An 18,606-nucleotide genomic window follows, 5' to 3' on the forward strand; every position below is an offset into this window, starting at 1 on the left:
GCCGAACCTGTCGATCGACGGGGCCCGTCGACCCGGGATCGTCCCGGGCCGACGGGGTGCGGTCGCTCTCCCGTCAGGCCGGCTGTTCCGCCGCGCTCGCCGCAGGCATCCGCCACGCGACGACCGTGCCCGCACCCAGCCCGACCACCGCGAGTCCCGCGCCGACGAGGAACGCGTCGTAGGGGTGCAGTCCCGAGGCGAACCCGATCCCGATGCAGATCGCGACGCCGAGCGCACCGCCCAGCTGGTCGGCGGCGCGCTGCACGCCGGAGGCCATGCCGGCGTCGTCGGAGGTCACACCGCTCACCGCGATGTACTGCAGGCCGACGAGACCGAAGCCCATCCCGGCCCCGACGAGCAGCATCGCCGGGACCAGCGCCGCACCACCGGCCTCCACGGTGGACACGACCGCGATCACGGCCAGGGCGGCCGCGGTGAAGCCGAGCCCGGCCAGTGCGCAGGCACGCGCGCCCCACCGGCCGATCAGCCGGGGCACCACCATCGAGAACACGATCAGCGCCACCGCCAGCGGCACCATCATCAGTCCCGCCGCCATCGGCTCGTAGCCGAGCCGGTCCTGCAGGGCGAAGGTGAACAGCAGGAACGACGTGGACAGCGCGCCGCTGAGCATCATCGTCGTCACGTTGGCGGCGACCCGGCTCCGGTTCCGGAAGAAGCGCGGGAGCAGCAGCGGGTTGCGGGAGCGCGCCTCCACGCGGACCAGCCCGAATCCGGCCGCGACCGCACCGGCGAGTGCCGGGACGACCACCCACGCCGAACCGCCGGCCTCACCCGCCTCGACGACGGCGAGGGTGAACAGCAGCGGGCACGCGGTCAGCAGCACGGCACCCGGGAGATCGAGCGTTCGCGAGCCGCCGGACGCGGGCCGATCACCGTCGACCAGGACCATCGCGGCGAGCATCACGACCAGGATGAACGGGACGGCGATCAGGAAGATCCACCGCCAGCCGAGATGCGCCGTCACGATGCCGGACAGCACGAACCCGAGCACCAGACCGCAGCTGGCGACCGCCGCCCAGACTGCCAGCGCCCGCGACCGCCGCGGGCCCTCCGGGAACGTCAGGACGATGACCGCCATCGCGGCCGGCAGGGCGATGGCCTCGCCGACGCCCTGGAGCAGCCGGGCGAGCACCAGCACCCAGAACGTCGGGGCCAGGCCGGCGAGCAGGGACGCGGCACCGAACACGCCGGTCCCCAGCAGCAGCACCCGCCGTCGGCCGAGCAGGTCACCCAGCCGGCCACCCAGCATGAGCAGCCCGCCGCCGGTGACCGTGTAGCCGACGACGACCCAGGTCAGTGCGCCACCGGAGACGCCGAAGTCGGCGCCGATCGAGGGCAGCGCGATGGTCACCACGGTCACGTCGACCGCGATGAAGAACTGCAGCATCGACATCGCGCACAGCACGAGCCATGCACGGGAAGTAGTTCGAGGAAACACCAGTGCTCCGTCGCTCGGAGGGAAGTCGGAGCAGCACGGAAGGCCGCTCCGAGATGATCACGAAGCGGCGGGCGTCGAGAAGCCGTGTGAGGTGAACGCCCCGCCGCTAGCGGGACGTCCGGGTGACAGCGGCGCACGAGGCAGCAGACATGGCGGGAAGGCTACCAGCGCCGACGACCCCCACCGCGCCGTGATCCACGTCACGATACGGCGCCCCCGGCTTGAGTATGCCGTGGCGTCACGTCGTCTGATCTCTGCATGACGCAACACCCGGAAAGCGGCTCCAGGCACGCGGGAGAAGGATCAGCCATGACCACGAGAGCAACATCGACATCCGGCCGGAATCGCGCCGCCGGCGTCGCGCTGTGGGTCGTCCAGGTGGTGCTGGCGCTCGTCTTCGCGTTCATCGCGTTTCCGAAGATGATGGGAGATCCGATCGCCGTCGCTCCGTTCGACCTGATCGGCTTGGGCATTCCGGGAATGGTGATCGTCGGTTGGCTCGAGTTCGCCGGGGCGATCGCGTTGCTCGTCCCCCGCCTCTGCGGGCTCGCCGCTCTCTGCCTGACCGTTCTCACCATCGGCGCGACCACCCTGACCGCCGTCCAGGACCCGGAACTGGTCGCGATCCCGGCGATCACGCTCGTCCTGGTGAGCCTCGTGGCCTGGTTCCGTCGACACGACACCGCCGAACTGGTCCGTACGGTCCGTCGCTGATCGGTCCGTGGAATGCACGACGATCCGGCTCGATCCGTTCATGTCACCGGATAGGTGACAGCCTCCCGCACATCCGAGACGGGACAGTCCCCACTCGCTACAGTTCTGTCAGCGGGAGCTCGGATCGCCGCGCCCCTCGCACAAAAATGCACGGAAGTCCCGCAACGGACATTCGTGCGCGATCTGTCGCCCGTCGTGTTTAGGTGGCCAAGGGGAGTCGGCGGAAGGAGCGGCCGTGATCGAGGACCGTGTCGACCACATCGCCATGGCCGAGAGGGCCGCGGAGCTGAAGAACCTCGCCGCCCGGCTGGACGAGCGCGGCCGTCACGACGAAGCCCTGGCCGCTGCCGGCGAGTCCGCCAGGCTGTACCGCCGGCTCGCCCACCGCTTCCCGGTGATGTTCGGCGTCGACGCCGAACGCGCCGACGCGCTCGTCGCGCCCAGGCGGGGAGGCCCGACCGGGGACTCGCCGACCGCCTCCACCGCCACCGACCAGCCGGGACCGGCGGACGAGCACGCCGTCGCCGCCTCCCCCACTCCCGCTACCGCCCGAGCGGCGGAGCCGCCGATCGCCACCGGAGGTCAGCCGGCCCGACCGCGACGGCGGCCCGTCGTGTCGGCGACGGTCGCCGCCGCAGCGGCCGCCGTCCTGCTCGGGGCCCTGGGCGCGACGGCCTGGGCCCTCTCACGACCGCCGGCACCGGACCCCGTCAGCATGAAGCCGCCGCCCGCCCCCGCCCCGATCAGACCGTGGACCGCCACCGCCCGGGTCGATGTGGCGCCGGACGGCGTCGCACTACGCCCCGCACCGTCCACCGCCGGTGAACCGGTCGGGCGGCTACTGGTGGCCGACGACGTCCGGATCCAGTGCGGCGAGGTCGGTCGGGAGACCTCCACCGAGACCGGCGAGCGCAGCGCCAGCTGGCTCCGCACCGTCGACGGGCAGTACGTCGCCGCGGTGAACGTCGACTTCCGCGGGCCCGGCACGGTCAGGAACTGCGCCGACGGACAACCTCCGGTCCCCGTCCCGCACCACAGGTGAGAGCCGGGGCGGCGATGTCCGGCACCGCCACGGACCGGCCTCCCGACTGAACGGCCGCCAGTTCCGTCGCGAACCGCGCCGGCTCCGCGGCGAACCCGACGTGGTCGCCCGCGAACGGCACCGGCTCCCGCCCGAGCCTGCGCGCCGGCTCCCGCCCCGCCCGCTGTCCGATCTGCCCCCGCCACCACTTCCACCACGGGCAGGTCGCGACGGCGCGGACCGGTCATGCCCGCACCGCGGCCCGGCGGCGCGCGGTGCACTGATCCCGTGGCCGGGGATCCGTAGCTGCCGGTTCGGACATCTTGACTGTGCCGCGACGGCAGGGTGTCCAGTGGCGCAGGGCCGCTGGCCCGCTTCGTCTCCGGGACCACCGAACGCCCTCGTCCGCGGATCGCACGGCCGGCTGACGAGCACGCATTTCACATCCGCACGGAGAGGACGACCATGCTCCACCTCGAGCACTCGATCGACATCAACGCACCCGCGGGCCGGGTGTGGGCGATCTTCACCGACACCGCCGCGTATCCGGAGTGGAACCCCTTCATGACGAAGCTCGACGGAGAATTGACCCTCGGGTCGCGGCTCGCCGTCACCATCGTCCCGCCCGGTGGGAAGCCGAACAGCTTCCGGCCCACCGTGACCGCGGTGGAACCCGGGCGGCGTCTCGCGTGGCTCGGGCGGCTGCCCATCCCGGGCCTCGTCGACGGCGCACACTCGTTCGAGCTCGAACCGCTCACTCCGGAGACGACCCGGTTCACCCAGTCCGAGCGCTTCACCGGACTGCTCGTACCGCTCCTCGGCGGGATGTTGCGTCCGGCCGAGGCGGGCTTCGCCGCGATGAACTCGGCCCTCGCCGCGCGAGCGGAGTCAGGACCGGCGTAGCGCCGGACGGTCGTCCGACCGATACGGCGGCCGATGCGGTACCGCCGACGTGCTCCGTAGGTTCGAGCATCCGATCAGCCGACGGGGACCCGCGGACGTCGAGGGACCCGCGGTGTCCCTGTTCCTCACGAAGGAAGAACCCATGGGATACATCCCCGTAGGACACGAGAACAGCACGCCGATCGAGCTGTACTACGAGGACCAGGGTTCGGGCCGGCCCGTCGTCCTCATCCACGGGTACCCGCTGAACGGTCACAGCTGGGAGAAGCAGACCCGTGAGCTGCTCGCCGCCGGATTCCGCGTGATCACCTACGACCGGCGCGGTTTCGGCCGGTCGTCGAAGGTCGGTTCCGGCTACGACTACGACACCTTCGCCGCCGACCTGAAAACCGTCCTGGAGACCCTCGACCTCCGCGACGTGATCCTCGTGGGCTTCTCGATGGGCACCGGCGAGCTGGCCCGCTACGTCTCCCGGTTCGGGCACGACCGCGTGGCGAAGCTCGCGTTCCTCGCCTCGCTGGAACCGTTCCTGGTGGCCCGCGACGACAACCCCGACGGCCTGCCCCGGGAGGTCTTCGACGGGATCGCGGCCGCGGCGAAGGGCGACCGCTACGCCTGGTACACGCAGTTCTTCTCGAACTTCTACAACCTCGACGACACCCTCGGGAGCCGGATCAGCCAGGAAGCGGTCGACGGCAGCTGGAACGTCGCCGTCTCCAGCGCCCCGGTGGCGGCCTACGCCGTCGTCCCGTCCTGGATCGAGGACTTCCGCGCCGACGTCGAGGCGGTCCGCGCCAGCGGAAAGCCCGCCCTGATCCTGCACGGCACCGCCGACAACATCCTCCCCATCGACGCCACCGCGCGCCGCTTCCACAAGGCGCTGCCCGAGGCGGAGTACGTCGAGATCGAGGACGCACCGCACGGTCTGCTGTGGACGCACGCCGACGAGGTCAACGCCGCGCTCCTGTCGTTCGTCCGCTAGTACGGACAGGAGGCGGGCGGCGGTGGGCACCCACGCCCGGCGTCGCCCGCCTCCTCCTGCCGACCCCGTCCCGAGGAGCAGAGGACGCCCCATGTCCCGGACACCACCCCTGGCGCTCGACCGCTACCTCGCCGCATCCGATCGGGCGATCGCCGACCACACCGCGATGGACGAGCTCCTGGACGTGTTCGCGCCGGAGGCCGTGGTGCAGATCGACGACACCCCGATCCGGGGGGCCGAGGCGATCCGGGAGTTCTACCGCGGCTACGTCAACGCCCACGTCGCGTCCCAGCACTTCTGGAACACCACCGTCCTCACCGACGGACGGCAGCGGGCGGAGTGGGTGTGCGCGGCACGCACGGCCGGTGGTGCGGTGATCACCGTCGCCGGTGTGGAGCACGCGACGATCGGGCCGGACGACCGGATCGTCGAGCTGCGCAACGAGTTCACCCGGCCGCCAGCCTGAACGCGCCGCTGACACCACCTCGGCTGCCCACAGAACGCGGCGAAGGCCCCGTGGCGGCAGATCCGCGAGCGCGGCGACGGTGCCGGTCGAGTCCGCCAGCACCCCGGTGGCGACGTCGCGGCACAGTCCCGCGACGTCGCCGGCGAACCGGGCCGGCATGCAGAGGCAGATACTCAGTGAGTGCGCACCCCCTTGCACACCTGGGTACGCTCGCGTTCGCACCTCAGACGAACCAGAGACGGGGTCCGCCATGTCAGAGCGCCTCACCGTGTCCTTCGACAGCCGCATCGCCGCCAGGGTGCGTGCCTGCGCGGCCACGACCCGAGGCGGGGCCTCTGGCTACCTCGCCCGCCTGGTGGCCGACGACCAGCTGCGAGAGGCCGGCGAGTCCATGGCCCGGTGGTACGCAGCCAACCCGACGTTCCTCGAGGACGCCGTCTCCGAACGCGAGGCAGCCGAGGGCTCTGCGTGAGCTTCCACCGGGGCGAGGTGCGCTCGTACGCCCCCGTACTGCCTCGCAAGGGCCAGAGTCTCGTCCGCGTGATCATGTCGGCAGACGCTTTCAACGCCACGTCGGCGCCGATCGTCTACTCGGTCCACGTCGTCGACACGGACCCCGGCAACCTGCTCTCCGTCGAGCTCGCAGGCCATGGCTTCGCGCTCGCCACGACTCTCGAGGGCACCATGAAGTCCCGGCTGGGCGATGTGCAGGGCACCATCTCGCTCGACGAGCGTGAAGCGATCGAGCGGGCACTACGCGCACTACTCGACCTGGACTGAACCATCCCCTCCCCCGACCAGAGTGGTCCGCGACAGGCTGCGGGATGAGCCGCAGGGCTTCCACAACTCTGATGATCCAGTGCCGCCAAGTGCAACACCCGATTACTCCGCACGACGTAGGGACTGTGACAACCCCGCAGGCCCCGCAGGGCCCTTCTCAGAACATCCCGTCTGGTCAGTACCCGCAGCAGGGTCAGATCCCGCAGCAGTGGGGCCCGCCGACCGCGACCTGGGCGCAGCAGCTGCCGCAGCCCCCGGCTCCGAAACGACGGCGGAAGTGGCCCTTCATCGTCGGCGGCGCCGCTGTACTGATCGTCGCCGCCGGCGTAGCGGGAGCCGACGAAGGACGCACGGAATCCCCGGCCGCAGCGGCTCCGACCTCCGCACCCGCGGTCGTTCCGCCCGCCCCGGTCACCGCACCGACCGAGGCCGCGGTGCCCACACCCGACACCACGGTATCCGCACCCGAGACGTTCGCGGCGGCACCGCCGGAGCCGGCCACGCCCGCCCTGTCGGTGAGCCAGCAGAACGCGATCAAGTCCGCCGAGAGCTACCTCGATTACAGCGCATTCTCCCGCCAAGGCCTGATCGACCAGCTCGAGTACGAGCAGTTCTCAACGGCCGACGCCACCTACGCCGTCGACCACGTGACCGTCGACTGGAATGAGCAAGCCGCGAAGTCCGCGAAGAGCTACATGGACTACAGCTCGTTCTCCCGCGGAAGCCTCATCGACCAGCTGGAGTACGAGGGCTTCACGGCAGCGCAGGCCACACACGGCGCGGACTCGGTCGGGCTCTGACCCACTGCGGTCCCGGCCTCGGGCTGCGCACCCTGTGCGGGGTTGTCACGCACCGCCGGGCGTCTCCGCGAGGCTCTGACCTCGGCTGCGGTGACCACGACACAATCACGAACCGGCTGGTGAAACGGATCCGGTAACGGTCGGGCACCTCGCCGGTCCGGCCGCACCCGGCACCGCCCGCCTGGGTCGACTGCGGATGCAACACCTCCGCACGAGAAGATGATGTCGGAACACCCAGGTCGAGGGCGGCCGGGGCAACCAGATGTGGCGCCTCTGGGACGACCTCCCGGTGCGGATCAAGCGCTCGGCGCTTCGATGTCAGAGCTGTTCCCTACTGTCCGGCCCATGAACGGACACGAGGCTGTCGAGCGAACGCGTCGCGACTACGACAATGTCGCCGAGCTGTACGACAGCATGGTGAGCCAGGGCGACGACGTCACCGGCACACTCACCACCGCGATGATCAACGCTTTCGCGGGGCTCGTCCACGCCGGTGGCTCGGACGGCGCCGTACTCGACGCGGGCTGCGGCCCCGGACAGTGGACCGACCACCTGGACCGAGGCGGCACACGCGCCTACGGGATCGACCTGTCACCAGCCATGATCGCGATAGCCCGCCAGTATCGCCCCGACCTGCGCTTCGAGATCGGCTCCATGCTCCACCTCGACGCACCCGACCAGTCGATCGCCGGCGTCCTGGCTCATTTCTCCCTCATCCACACCCCACCAGATCTCCTGCCGGGTGTCCTGGCCGAGTTCGCCCGGGTCATCGAGCCGGGCGGCTCCCTGCTCATTGCCGCGCAGATCACCGACACCCCAGGCGCCGACGGCTGGATCCCCTACGACCACAAGGCCTCACCGGCCTACCTGTGGAGCCTCGACGCACTGACCGAACAACTGCGAGCCCACGACTTCACCGAGTTCGGACGCATGCGCATCGCTGCTCCCGCCCCAGGCAAACCCCCAGCCGGCTACCTCCTCGCCCGCCAGGGCCCCTACCTGTCCGAGTCGGCGGACGACTGATGATCCGGACCCTCCTCGGCTGGACTCGCCCACCCTCTTCGGCGATTACCGCAGGGCTCGACTATCGCGCGTACGCCAGTCACGAGCTGCGGACTTGCATCCGATGCAACATCTCCGCGTCCGGCAGGTATCTGGCCAGGGCGGCGGCTGCAATCAGCATCGCGCGGCCGCGACCCGAGAGCCGACAGCGCCACTCGCCCAGCGTTCCCGTCAGCGCATCGACGCCGCCGGCGCCGTGGATCTGCTCGACTACGGGTCGGAGTTGCTCGAGCAGGTACCCACCGCGGCGCAGCTGGTGAACCAGCTGGGCGTCGCGAACATCGGCCGTCGTGTAGATGCGGTAACTCGTGCGGGGGTCGCGCTGAGGCACGACCAGACCGGCCCGCTCCCATTTACGCAGCGTGGCCGGGTGCAGGCCCAGCTGCCGCGCGAGCTCACCGATCAACAGCCTGTCCCCCGCAGCGGGGACCTGCACCGTGTCCTGGAGGGCGAGGTCGCGCACGGCACGTTCGACGACGGTGAGCGTCTCTCGGTCCCGGCGCAGTTGTACGTGCCCGTCGTCGATCAGGGCCAGCGCCACGTCGACGTCGGCTGCGTTGACCGCACGCATGATCGCAGTGGCCGTGGCGTGCCCGAAGGCCGGGACGAGTGCGAGGAAAGCGCGTAGTGCCTTCGCGTGACGGTCGTCGAAGACCCGGTAGCCGCTCGATGTGCGTCCGGCGGGCGGCAGGACGCCGATGGCCTCGTAGTTGCGGATCGCCTGGGTGGACAGGCCGTGCTCACGGGCCAGGTCGACTGGGCGCAGCCGCTCCACTTCGACCTCCGGTTTGAGGCTTGGACCAGGTCTCTCAGCCACACGCAGGCGACTGCCTGGCCGCGCTCACCGTCGACGACTACGTGGCCGGCGGTCCAGGCGAACTCGACGAGATCATGACCGCCGGGTTCAGCCACGACCTGGGCGCCGCTCCGTCCAACCGTGAGCTGGTGTCGTGGATGCGGCGCTGGAACGCCGAGCGCGACCCGGTAGACCGGCTGAGGTTCCTCGGTATCGACGCCCCGACCGAGCTCACCCGGACGCCGCCCCCGCGCGCAACACTGCTCACCGCGCATGACTACCTCGCCTCGCACCTCGATGACCCAGACCTGCTGCCTGCCGACGCGACCACGATCGACCGGCTGCTCGGCGAGGATGACCGCTGGACCAGCTTCGAGGCGATGACGAACGCGCACGACTCGATCGGCCGCACTGCCGAGGCAGTCGAGCTGCGCCTCCTCGCCGAGGAGATGCTCGGACTGCTCGACTCCGAGTCCCCGCACCTGGTCGCGGCCACGTCAGCGACGGCGTGGAACAGGGCCCGCTTGCACGCTCGCTCGGCCGCATGGCTGCTGCGCTACCACGCGACGATGGCCGAGGACTCCCCGCGGCGCATGAGCCGGCTCAGCGGCCAGCGCGACGCGATGATGGCGGCGAACCTGATCACACTCGGCGAGGAGGAGCTCGACCGCGGACCGACGCTGCTCTTCGCGCACAACAGCCACCTGCAACGCTGGCCCAGCACCATGCAGCTCGAGTGGGAGCCGTTCACCGAGGCGATGCGCTGGTGGAGCGCCGGGTCGATCGTTGCCACTCGGCTCGGGGAGCGCTACGTCTGGGTGGCGATGACAGTCGGCCGAGGCCCGGAACGCGGGCTCGAGGCGCCCGCGGCAGACACGCTCGAGGGGGAGCTGGACGCGATCACCGAAGGCCCGGTCCTGGTCGACGCCCGACGGCTCGGCACCGCGCTGCAGGCGGCCGGCCGAAAGCTGGCCCCGCGCACGGACACGACCACCGACCAAGGCTATGTCGGCTTCGACCCCGACCACCTTGGTGACGTCGACGGCATCATCCACGTCGAGCGCATCGGCCCAATGATCCCGCAACCAGCCTTCCATCGATAGCCTAGTACGCCCGCGTGACGATGTACTCGGCTGCCGACGTCGAGACCTGGTTGCGGAGCCGACGGGTCGACCCCGGCAGGGCTGCGTGATGGCTCCGCCGGATCATGGCCTGCCGCTCGGTGTCTCGATCCGCGGCGACGTGGAGCGCCGGCCGAACAGCGCTCAGCAGTACCGCGCTCGTGTGCGGTGGATGGACCCGACCACCCGGCAACGGCAATCGAAGTCGGAGGTGCGCAGAGCTGGATCGACCAGGTGCCGCGCCTCGCGACGGCCGGAGGCCGCGGGATGATCCTCACCAACATCACGACCCGGACAACTAAACAGCCCGCTGACCTGGTGGAGTTCCAGTTCAGCGGGCTGATGATCGGCCTGTCGGGACGACAGGATTTGAACCTGCGACCCCTTGACCCCCAGTCAAGTGCGCTACCAAGCTGCGCCACGTCCCGGCCACCCCTCGCGGGGCTCCGCAAGACTACCCCACGCGGTCCCCCACTCCACCGGGGGCCTCACCCCACAGAAGCCCCGTTCAGGTCGAGCACGACCTTCCCGACCGCTCCCCCGGAACGCAGGTACTCGGCCCCGGAAACCCCCTGGTCGAACGGCACGACGCGGTCGACGGTCGCCCGCACCCGCCCGTCCCCGACGAGGTCGAGCACCCCGGACCCGACGGCCCCGGCGACCGCGGCCCGCTCGTCCGCGGACCGCACGCTGAACGTCGTCCCGATCAACCGCAGCCGCCGGAACGCCAGCGTGTTCAGGTCCAAGGTGGACGGAGGCCCGGCCAGCCGGCCGATCTGGATCGCGACGCCGCCGATCCGCATCCCGGCCAGCGCGGCGGCGAGGTACTCGCCGCCGACGAGGTCGAGCACCACGTCGACACCCGATCCGTCGGTCAGGGACAACAGGGACGAGGCGAGATCGGAGGTCCCGACCAGCGGAGTCGCACCGGCGGCGGCGAGCGCGTCGGCCTTGGCCGCCGACGTCGTCGTCGCCAGGACCGGGGACGCCCCGAGCGCCGACGCGAGCCGGATCGCGACCTGGCCGACACCCGTCGTCCCGCCCAGCACCAGCACCGAGCCGGAGCCGGTGAACCCGGCCTGGGTCACCAGCGCGTCGTGCACGGTCTCCAGCGCCACCGGCAGTGCGGCGGCGTCCGTCCACGACAGACCGGACGGGACCGGCAGCGCGCGCCGGGCGTCGACGACCGCGTACTCGGCGAACGCCCCCGCACCGGTGCAGAAGACCCGGTCGCCGAGGCCGCGGCCCGCGGTGCCCGGGCCGGCGGCGACGACCTCACCGGCCAGCTCCATGCCGGCGGTGAAGGTGCCGTCGTCGTCGGCGTGCGGGACCGGGTAGCCGCCGCCCAGCGCCAGCAGGTCGGCCCGGTTCAGCCCGGCCGCCCGCACCCGGACCAGGAGCTCGCCCGGGCCGGGCTCAGGAACCGGGACGTCCTGGAGGAGCTTCCACTGCGGTCCGTGCCCACCACGCAGTGCCTGCATACGCACTCACTTCCTGCGCGGGCGCTTCTCCCGCACCCGCACGGACAGCCGGATCGGCGAGCCGCCGAACCCGAACTCCTCGCGCAGCCTGCGCTCGATGAACCGGCGGTAGCCGGCCTCGAGGAAGCCACTGGTGAACAGCACGAACGTCGGCGGGCGGGTCTGCGCCTGCGTCGCGAACATGATCTTGGGCTGCTTGCCGCCGCGGACCGGGGGCGGTGTCGCGGCGACCAGGTCGTTGAGCCACTGGTTGAGCCGGCCGGTCGGGATCCGGGTGTCCCACGACGCCAGCGCGCGGCGCAGCGCCGGGGCGATCCGCTGGGTGGCGCGCCCGGTCGCGGCGGAGACGTTGACCCGCTCCGCCCAGCGGACGCTGATCAGGTCGCGCTCCAGCTCACGCTCGAGCTGGTAGCGGCGGTCGTCGTCGACCAGGTCCCACTTGTTGAACAGGATGACCAGGGCGCGGCCGGCCTCGGAGACCATCGTCAGCACCCGCTGGTCCTGCTCGGCGATCGGCTCGGAGGCGTCGATCAGCACCAGCGCGACCTCGGAGGCGTCGATCGCGGAGCTCGTCCGCAGCGAGGCGTAGTACTCCATGCCCGACGCCATCTTGACCCGCTTGCGCAGGCCCGCGGTGTCGACGAACTTGAACACCTCGCCGTCCAGCTCGACCAGTGAGTCGACCGGGTCGACGGTGGTGCCGGCGACGTCGTGCACCACCGAGCGCTGCTCGCCGGCCAGCTTGTTGAGCAGGCTGGACTTGCCCACGTTCGGCTTCCCGACGAGCGCGACACGGCGCGGGCCGGCCCCGGCGGCACCGAAGTCGTCGCGCGGGGTCTCGGGCAGCACCTCGAGGATCGCGTCCAGCAGGTCGCCCGAGCCCCGGCCGTGCAGGCCGGACACCGGGTGCGGCTGACCGAGCCCGAGCCGCCACAGTTCGGCGGTGTCGGCGGTGAGCCGGTCGTCGTCGACCTTGGTGGCGCACAGCAGGACCGGCACGTCGGCGCGGCGCAGCACCCGGGCGACGGCCTGGTCGGTCGCGGTCGCGCCGACCGACGCGTCGATCACCAGCAGCACCGCGTCCGCGGTCCGCATCGCGACGTCGGCCTGCTGGGCGACGAAGGCCTGCAGCCCGTTCGCGTCGGGCTCCCAGCCGCCGGTGTCCATCAGTTTGAACCGGCGGCCGTTCCACAGTGCGTCGTAGACGACGCGGTCGCGGGTCACGCCGGGCACGTCCTGCACGACCGCCTCGCGGCGGCCCAGGATCCGGTTCACCAGCGTCGACTTGCCGACGTTCGGGCGTCCGACGACGGCCAGCGTCGGCGTGGCCAGCACCTCGTCCGGGTCGAGCCCGGCGGCGACATGCCCCTCGTCGTCGACGGCCACGAACTCGGCCGGGTCCAGCCCCAGCCGGTCCATCTCAGCACGGTCGGCGGCGTCGCCGATCTCGATGCCGGTCCCGCCCGTGCCGTAGGAGTTCTCGCTCACTTCTCACTCACGTCCCGGCCGGGTCTCGCCGGCCTCTCGTCTCTCTCGTCCAGCTGGTCTATCAGCGCCCGCAACGCGACGGTGACGTCCGTGGTCGCGGCGGCCAGGCCGTCGCGACCCGGTGCCGACGGCGCGGGCAGCGGCTCGCCGACCAGCACGTCGACCCGCGGCCGGAACCGCCGGCCCGCGCCGTCCGGACGACGGGTGCCGCGCACCGCCACCGGCAGCAGCGCCGCCCCGGCCGAGCGGGCCAGCCAGGCCGCGCCCTGCCGCGCCGCGGCGACCTCACCGGAACCGCGGGTGCCCTCGGGGAACACCGCGACCACGCCGCCGTCGCGCAACACGTCCTGCGCCGCGAGCAGCGGCCGCCGGTCCACGACGTCCCTCCGCACCGGGAGCTGCCCGATCGCGGGCAGCAGCACCCGCAGCGGACCGCGGAACATCTCGTCCTTCACCAGGAACACCACGCGCCGCCGGATCATGCCGAACAGCAGCGGCCCGTCGACGAACGCGCTGTGGTTCGCGACGAGCACCACCGGGCCGTCCGCCGGAACCCTGTCCCCATGCTGCACCCGGACCCGCAGGAACGGGACGAAGATCCAGGTGCCGAGCCACCGGGCCAGGTCGTGCAGCCACCCGAGCGCGCCGGGCGGCAGCATCTCCTGCCCGGACCGGCTCACCCGTCCAGCCCCCGTTCGGCGACGAGCTCGCGCAGCCGGTCCAGCACCGCGTCGGCGGAGAGCCGGTCGGTGTCGAGCACCAGCGCGTCGGCGGCCGCGTAGAGCGGGGAGACCCGCCGCGACGAGTCGAGCCGGTCCCGCCGCTCGACGTCGGCGAGGGTGGTGTGCAGGTCGGCCTCCCGGCCGGCCCGGGCGTTCTGCCGCCCGCGCCGCGCCGCACGGACCTCCGGCGACGCCGTCAGGTAGACCTTGAGCGGCGCGTCCGGCACCACGACGGTGCCGATGTCCCGGCCCTCGACGACGATCCCGCCACCGCGGGAGACCGCGGCCTCGATCAGCGCGTGCTGCCGGGCCACCAGCCGGGTGCGCACGTCCGGCAGCGCGGAGACCGCCGACACCAGGCCGGTCACCTCCGGCCCGCGGATCTCGGCGGACACGTCGTCGCCGTCGAGGGTGATGGTCGGTGACGACGGGTCGGTGCCGGACTCCATCCGCGCCCCGGTCGCGACCTCGGTCATCTCCCCGGCCGGCGCGTCCTCGCCGAGCCCGGCGCGCAGCACCGCCAGCGTCGCGGCCCGGTACATCGCACCGGTGTCCAGGTAGGCCGCGGCACAGGACTGCGCCAGCCGCCGCGAGACGGTCGACTTGCCCGTCCCGGACGGACCGTCCATCGCGACGACGCCCCGCAAGGCCACCTGTCCCCCATGAGTTGTTCGGGTAGTACCGACCGGCATTCTCGCCGGTCGGTCCGACGGGGCCCTTACCGGGGCAGGTCGGTGCGCAGCGCCCGTGCCCCGTGCAGGTAGACGTGCCGCAGGTCGGCCCGCGGCTTCGGGGTGTCGACGTGGGCCAGCAGCCGCAGCACCCGCGGCAGCGCGCCCGGCACCGCGATCTCCGTCGCGCACATCAGCGGCACGTCGGTCAGCCCGAGCAGCCGCGCGGCGTAGGCCGGGAACTCGGCCGTCAGGTCCGGGGTCGCGGTGAACCAGATCGAGATGATGTCGTCGGGATCCAGGTCGTTGCGTTCCAGCACGGCCGTGACCAGCTCGGCGGAGCGGTCCAGGATCTGGTCGCGGTCGTCGGCGTCGACCTGGGTCGCGCCGCGCAGTGCACGGACCGCCACTAGAGACCGACCGCCTTGTAGAGCGACCCGACCTCGACCCGGTCCAGCGGGCGGAGCTTGCCGGGCCGCTGGTTGCCGAGCCGGACCTCGCCGACGGCGGTGCGCACCAGGCGCTGCACCGGGTGCCCGACCTCGGACAGCAGGCGCCGGACGACGTGTTTGCGGCCCTCGTGCAGCACCAGCTGCACGGTGGAGCGGCCGGGCACCATGTCGACGAGCTTGAACGCGTCCACCGTGGCGACGCCGTCGTCGAGCTCGATGCCGTCGCGCAGCCGCCGGCCCAGGTCCCGGGCGATCTTGCCCTCGACCTCGGCCAGGTAGGTCTTGGGGACCTCGTACGACGGGTGCATCAGCCGGTGGCCGAGCTCGCCGTCGTTGGTGAGCAGCAGCAGGCCCTCGGTGTCGGCGTCGAGACGGCCGACGTGGAACAGCCGCTGCGCCTCGTTCATCAGCTCGACGCGATCGGCGAGCAGGTCGCCGACGCACGGCCGGCCCAGGTCGTCGGACATCGTCGAGTGCAGGCCGCGGGGCTTGTTCAGCGCCAGGTAGACCTGGTCGTCGCGCAGGGTGACCCGGGCGCCGTCGACGTGCAGCACGGCCGTCTCCGGGTCGATCCGGCGGCCCATCTCGCGGACGGTCACGCCGTCGACCTGCACGCGGCCCTGCGCGATCAGCTCCTCGGCCGCGCGCCGGGACGCGACGCCCGCGCGGGCCAGCACCTTCTGCAGGCGGACGCCGTCGGGGTCGTGGGTGGTACTCATGTGGCTCAGTTTCCGTCCAGGTCGTCGATCGCATCGATGTCGGGCAGCAGTGGCGCCAGCGGCGGCAGCTCCTGCACCGAGGAGAGCCCGAGCCGCTCCAGGAACAGCTCGGTGGTCCGGAACAGTGTCCCTCCCGTGGTTTCCTCGGTTCCGGCCTCCTCCACCAAGCCGCGGGTCCAGAGGGTCTTCAGGACGCCGTCGCAGTTGACGCCGCGGACCGCCGCGACCCGCGCGCGGGTCACCGGCTGCCGGTAGGCGACGACGGCGAGGGTCTCCAGCGCCGCTCGGGTGAGGCGGGCGCGCTGGCCGTCGAGCAGCATCTTCTCGACGTAGGGGGCGTAGCGGTCGCGGGTGTAGAACCGCCAGCCCTCCCCCGCGCGGCGCAGGTCGATGCCGCGGGCGTCGGCGGTCAAGGCCAGCGACATGCGGTGCAGCGTCGCCCGGATGCGGGCGGCGGGCTGGTTCAGCGCGGTGGCCAGCGAGGTCTCGTCGACGGGTGAGTCGACGACGAGCAGCAGGGCCTCGAGGGCGTGTTCCAGGTCGGTGTCGTCGGCGAGCTCGTCGCCGGTGACGGGCGGCTCCTCGGCGAGGCCCGGCATCTCACCGGACTCGTCCTCCGCTCCGGCCGGATCGTCGCCACCGGGCTCGTCGACACGAGGGATCCCGGCCGCGTCGTCCTCACCGGGACCGGCCGTGGCTCCGCCGTCCGGGCCCCGCTCCCGGTCGATCTGCCCGGGGCCGCCTGCCGCACCGCCGGGTGTCACGTCCGTGTCGACCGGTCCGGTGTACTCGGCCGGCGTGGCCTCCGCTGCCGGCTCGGCGGCCTCGACCGGCTCGGGATCATCAGCCGGCTCGACCGCAGCGGCCGGCTCGGTGTCATCGGCCGGTCGCTCGACCGGGACGGTCGCGCGGAACGCGCCGGCGTGCGGACTGCGCGGCACGGTGCGGCCGATCAGCCGCAGCAGCTCGGACGGATCCTCCGGGTCGTCCGAGCCCGGCCGGTCGTCCGGCTCAGTCACCACCGCCGGCTCCGGGCCTCTCGTCGTCGTGCACGGGGTCATTGTCCGTGTCCGCGCCGACCGGCTCCGCGTCGCCCCACTCGTCGACGGCCGTGTCGGTGTCGGCCCCGGGCTCCGGGTCGCGGTTCTTCTTCCGCTTCCGCGCGTTTCGGGCCCGCACGGCCTCCTCGGCCGCGACCCGCTCGTCCTCGATCGCCGCGGCGTAGGCCACCGGGTCGTCGGTCCGGTCCGCGGTCCAGGTGACGGTCAGGTCCGCGAACGGCTCCGGCTGCACCAGCGCGACCGAGCGCTCCCGGTACAGCTCCAGCAGCCCCATGAACCGGGCGATCACCTCGAGGGTCCCGACGCAGTCCGCGGTCAGCTCCGCGAACGTCGCCTCCCCCGCCTCGGCCAGCCGCTCCCGCATCAGCTGGGTGTGCTCGGCCACCGACACGTACACCGCGTGCAGGTGGTCGATGCCCACCTCCTCGGGCGGGCGCGGCCGGAACACCGCGGCCGCGAGCTCGGCGAACGCCTGCGCGTCGACCCCGAGCAGCACCTCGGGCAGCAGCTCGGCGTAGCGGTCCTCGATCGCCACCGAACGCGGGAACCGGCGCATCGCACCGTTCTCGAGCTCGACGAACAGCTGCGCCGCCTCCTTGTAGGCGCGGTACTGCAGCAGCCGGGCGAACAGCAGGTCGCGGGCCTCCAGCAGGGCCAGGTCCTCGGCGTCCTCGACCTCGGCGCCGGGCACCAGCCGGGCGGCCTTGAGGTCGAGCAGGGTCGCCGCGACGACGAGGAACTCGGTGGTCTCGTCCAGGTCCGCGTCGTCGCCGAGGTCGGTGAGGTGCGCGATGAAGTCGTCGGTGACCTTGTGCAGGGCCATCTCGGTGACGTCGAGCTCGTGCTTGCCGATCAGCTGCAGCAGCAGGTCGAACGGGCCCTCGAAGTTCGCCAGCCGGACGGTGAACCGGCGCGACCGCGGGGTCGCGACGTCGGTCTCGTCGAGCGTCTCCGGAACATCGCCCGGCCCGTCCGCCAGCAGCGTCACCGGGCGATGACCTCGCGCGCCAGCATCCGGTAGGAGTCCGCCGCGTACGACGTCGGCGCCCACTGGGTGATCGGCTCGCCGGCGACCGTGGTCTCCGGGAACTTGATCGTGCGGTTGATGACGGCGTCGAACACCTTGTCGCCGAACGCCTCGACGACCCGCTCGTGCACCTCACGGGTGTGCAGCGTCCGGGTGTCGTACATGGTGGCGAGCACGCCGAGCAGGTCTAGGTCCGGGTTGAGCCGGTCCCGGACCTTGTCGATGGTGTCCATCAGCAGCGCGACCCCGCGCAGCGAGAAGAACTCGCAGGCCAGCGGCACCAGGACCGCGTCGGCGCAGGCCAGCGCGTTGATCGTGAGCAGGCCGAGCGACGGCTGGCAGTCGATGAGGACGACGTCGTAGTCGGGCAGGAACCGCTTCAGCGACCGGCCGAGCGCCTGCTCCCGGCCGACCTCGGTGACCAGCTGCACCTCGGCCGCCGACAGGTCGATGTTCGACGGGAGCAGGTCCATGTTCTCGACGCCGGTGTCCTGCAGGACCTCCGCCGGGTCGGTGTCGCGCTCCATGAGCAGGTTGTAGACCGTCGCCTCGAGCTGGTGCGGCTGCACGCCGAGGCCCACCGACAGCGCACCCTGCGGGTCGAAGTCGACGAGCAGCACCCTGCGGCCGTACTCGGCGAGCGCGGCCCCGAGGTTGATCGTCGACGTCGTCTTGCCGACGCCGCCCTTCTGGTTCGCCACGGCGATCACGCGGGCCGGGCCGTGCACCTCGACGGCCGACGGCTCGGGCGCACGCGGACTCGTGCGGTGAGTATTTCGCCCCGGGTCCGACGTCTGCTCATCGGCCGGGTCGTCGAGCCGGTTCTGGGGTTCCGGCCGCGTCGGGTTCATGCGGTCTCCGGTCTCGTCGTGGGGTGCCGT

Annotated in this window: 20 protein-coding genes, 1 tRNA gene and 1 pseudogene; 10 read left to right on the forward strand and 12 right to left on the reverse strand. The window is 72.0% G+C overall.

Annotation, left to right across the window (positions count from 1 at the left end; all coding sequences use genetic code 11):
• Positions 1 to 73: 73 nt before the first annotated feature.
• Positions 74 to 1,414 (reverse strand): MFS transporter, encoded by a 1,341-nt coding sequence (locus WIS52_RS04180; RefSeq protein WP_349296731.1) that lies wholly within the window; start codon positions 1,412 to 1,414, stop codon positions 74 to 76.
• Between the two features lie 303 nt (positions 1,415 to 1,717).
• On the opposite strand from WIS52_RS04180, the gene WIS52_RS04185 reads away from it, so the two are divergent.
• From WIS52_RS04185 to WIS52_RS04225, 9 genes are all read left to right on the forward strand, one after another.
• Positions 1,718 to 2,173 (forward strand): DoxX family protein, encoded by a 456-nt coding sequence (locus WIS52_RS04185; protein ID WP_349296732.1) that lies wholly within the window; start codon positions 1,718 to 1,720, stop codon positions 2,171 to 2,173.
• A 235-nt stretch (positions 2,174 to 2,408) separates the two neighbouring features.
• Complete coding sequence (locus tag WIS52_RS04190) at positions 2,409 to 3,215, forward strand: hypothetical protein (RefSeq protein ID WP_349296733.1); 807 nt, start codon at positions 2,409 to 2,411, stop codon at positions 3,213 to 3,215.
• 444 nt (positions 3,216 to 3,659) lie between these two features.
• A complete protein-coding gene (locus WIS52_RS04195) occupies positions 3,660 to 4,097 on the forward strand; it encodes an SRPBCC domain-containing protein (protein WP_349296734.1) in 438 nt (145 codons plus the stop codon).
• A gap of 142 nt (positions 4,098 to 4,239) precedes the next feature.
• Positions 4,240 to 5,079, forward strand: coding sequence for an alpha/beta fold hydrolase (locus tag WIS52_RS04200; RefSeq protein ID WP_349296735.1), 840 nt, complete (start codon positions 4,240 to 4,242; stop codon positions 5,077 to 5,079).
• Between the two features lie 91 nt (positions 5,080 to 5,170).
• A complete protein-coding gene (locus tag WIS52_RS04205; protein ID WP_349296736.1) occupies positions 5,171 to 5,545 on the forward strand; it encodes a nuclear transport factor 2 family protein in 375 nt (124 codons plus the stop codon).
• A gap of 250 nt (positions 5,546 to 5,795) precedes the next feature.
• Positions 5,796 to 6,017 (forward strand): hypothetical protein, encoded by a 222-nt coding sequence (locus tag WIS52_RS04210; protein WP_349296737.1) that lies wholly within the window; start codon positions 5,796 to 5,798, stop codon positions 6,015 to 6,017.
• Positions 6,014 to 6,325, forward strand: a complete 312-nt coding sequence (locus WIS52_RS04215; protein ID WP_349296738.1) for a hypothetical protein — start codon at positions 6,014 to 6,016, stop codon at positions 6,323 to 6,325. Before WIS52_RS04210 ends, WIS52_RS04215 begins: the two co-directional genes overlap by 4 nt.
• Positions 6,326 to 6,759: 434 nt before the next feature.
• Entirely contained in the window at positions 6,760 to 7,125 is a 366-nt protein-coding gene (locus tag WIS52_RS04220; RefSeq protein WP_349296739.1) for an Ltp family lipoprotein, read from the forward strand.
• Positions 7,126 to 7,470: 345 nt separating this feature from the next.
• On the forward strand, positions 7,471 to 8,148 hold the full coding sequence (locus WIS52_RS04225) for a class I SAM-dependent methyltransferase (protein WP_349296740.1): 678 nt from the start codon (positions 7,471 to 7,473) through the stop codon (positions 8,146 to 8,148).
• A gap of 79 nt (positions 8,149 to 8,227) precedes the next feature.
• Here WIS52_RS04225 and WIS52_RS04230 read toward each other — a convergent pair whose 3' ends face one another.
• The gene (locus tag WIS52_RS04230; protein WP_349296741.1) at positions 8,228 to 8,962 is read right to left on the reverse strand and encodes a MerR family transcriptional regulator; all 735 of its coding nucleotides are present in this window, start codon (positions 8,960 to 8,962) and stop codon (positions 8,228 to 8,230) included.
• A gap of 20 nt (positions 8,963 to 8,982) precedes the next feature.
• Between WIS52_RS04230 and WIS52_RS04235 the strand changes: the two genes are divergently transcribed.
• Positions 8,983 to 10,086 (forward strand): erythromycin esterase family protein, encoded by a 1,104-nt coding sequence (locus tag WIS52_RS04235; protein WP_349296742.1) that lies wholly within the window; start codon positions 8,983 to 8,985, stop codon positions 10,084 to 10,086.
• Between the two features lie 372 nt (positions 10,087 to 10,458).
• Here WIS52_RS04235 and WIS52_RS04240 read toward each other — a convergent pair.
• The 10 genes and pseudogenes from WIS52_RS04240 to WIS52_RS04285 form a co-directional block, all read right to left on the reverse strand.
• Positions 10,459 to 10,532 (reverse strand) — tRNA-Pro (locus tag WIS52_RS04240).
• A 60-nt stretch (positions 10,533 to 10,592) separates the two neighbouring features.
• On the reverse strand, positions 10,593 to 11,585 hold the full coding sequence (locus tag WIS52_RS04245) for a zinc-binding dehydrogenase (RefSeq protein WP_349296796.1): 993 nt from the start codon (positions 11,583 to 11,585) through the stop codon (positions 10,593 to 10,595).
• Between the two features lie 6 nt (positions 11,586 to 11,591).
• Positions 11,592 to 13,004: a ribosome biogenesis GTPase Der gene (gene der, locus WIS52_RS04250; RefSeq protein WP_379612293.1), complete on the reverse strand. Its 1,413-nt coding sequence runs from the start codon at positions 13,002 to 13,004 to the stop codon at positions 11,592 to 11,594.
• A gap of 65 nt (positions 13,005 to 13,069) precedes the next feature.
• The gene (locus WIS52_RS04255) at positions 13,070 to 13,732 is read right to left on the reverse strand and encodes a lysophospholipid acyltransferase family protein (protein WP_379612295.1); all 663 of its coding nucleotides are present in this window, start codon (positions 13,730 to 13,732) and stop codon (positions 13,070 to 13,072) included.
• Positions 13,733 to 13,749: 17 nt separating this feature from the next.
• Positions 13,750 to 14,487, reverse strand: coding sequence for a (d)CMP kinase (gene cmk / locus WIS52_RS04260; protein WP_349296744.1), 738 nt, complete (start codon positions 14,485 to 14,487; stop codon positions 13,750 to 13,752).
• A gap of 26 nt (positions 14,488 to 14,513) precedes the next feature.
• Positions 14,514 to 14,876 (reverse strand): chorismate mutase, encoded by a 363-nt coding sequence (gene aroH, locus WIS52_RS04265; RefSeq protein WP_349296745.1) that lies wholly within the window; start codon positions 14,874 to 14,876, stop codon positions 14,514 to 14,516.
• Complete coding sequence (locus tag WIS52_RS04270) at positions 14,876 to 15,637, reverse strand: pseudouridine synthase (RefSeq protein WP_349296746.1); 762 nt, start codon at positions 15,635 to 15,637, stop codon at positions 14,876 to 14,878. Before WIS52_RS04270 ends, aroH begins: the two co-directional genes overlap by 1 nt.
• Before the next feature lie 5 nt (positions 15,638 to 15,642).
• Positions 15,643 to 16,659 carry an SMC-Scp complex subunit ScpB gene (gene scpB / locus WIS52_RS04275; protein WP_349296747.1) on the reverse strand — a complete coding sequence of 339 codons (1,017 nt, stop codon included), beginning with the start codon at positions 16,657 to 16,659 and terminating at the stop codon, positions 15,643 to 15,645.
• 178 nt (positions 16,660 to 16,837) lie between these two features.
• Positions 16,838 to 17,677: pseudogene (locus tag WIS52_RS04280) on the reverse strand (segregation and condensation protein A); the annotation flags it as partial.
• 5 nt (positions 17,678 to 17,682) lie between these two features.
• Positions 17,683 to 18,576, reverse strand: coding sequence for a ParA family protein (locus WIS52_RS04285; RefSeq protein WP_349296748.1), 894 nt, complete (start codon positions 18,574 to 18,576; stop codon positions 17,683 to 17,685).
• Positions 18,577 to 18,606 lie beyond the last annotated feature (30 nt).

Source organism: Pseudonocardia nematodicida, from assembly GCF_040105385.1.
GTDB classification, from domain to species: Bacteria; Actinomycetota; Actinomycetes; order Mycobacteriales; family Pseudonocardiaceae; genus Pseudonocardia; species Pseudonocardia nematodicida.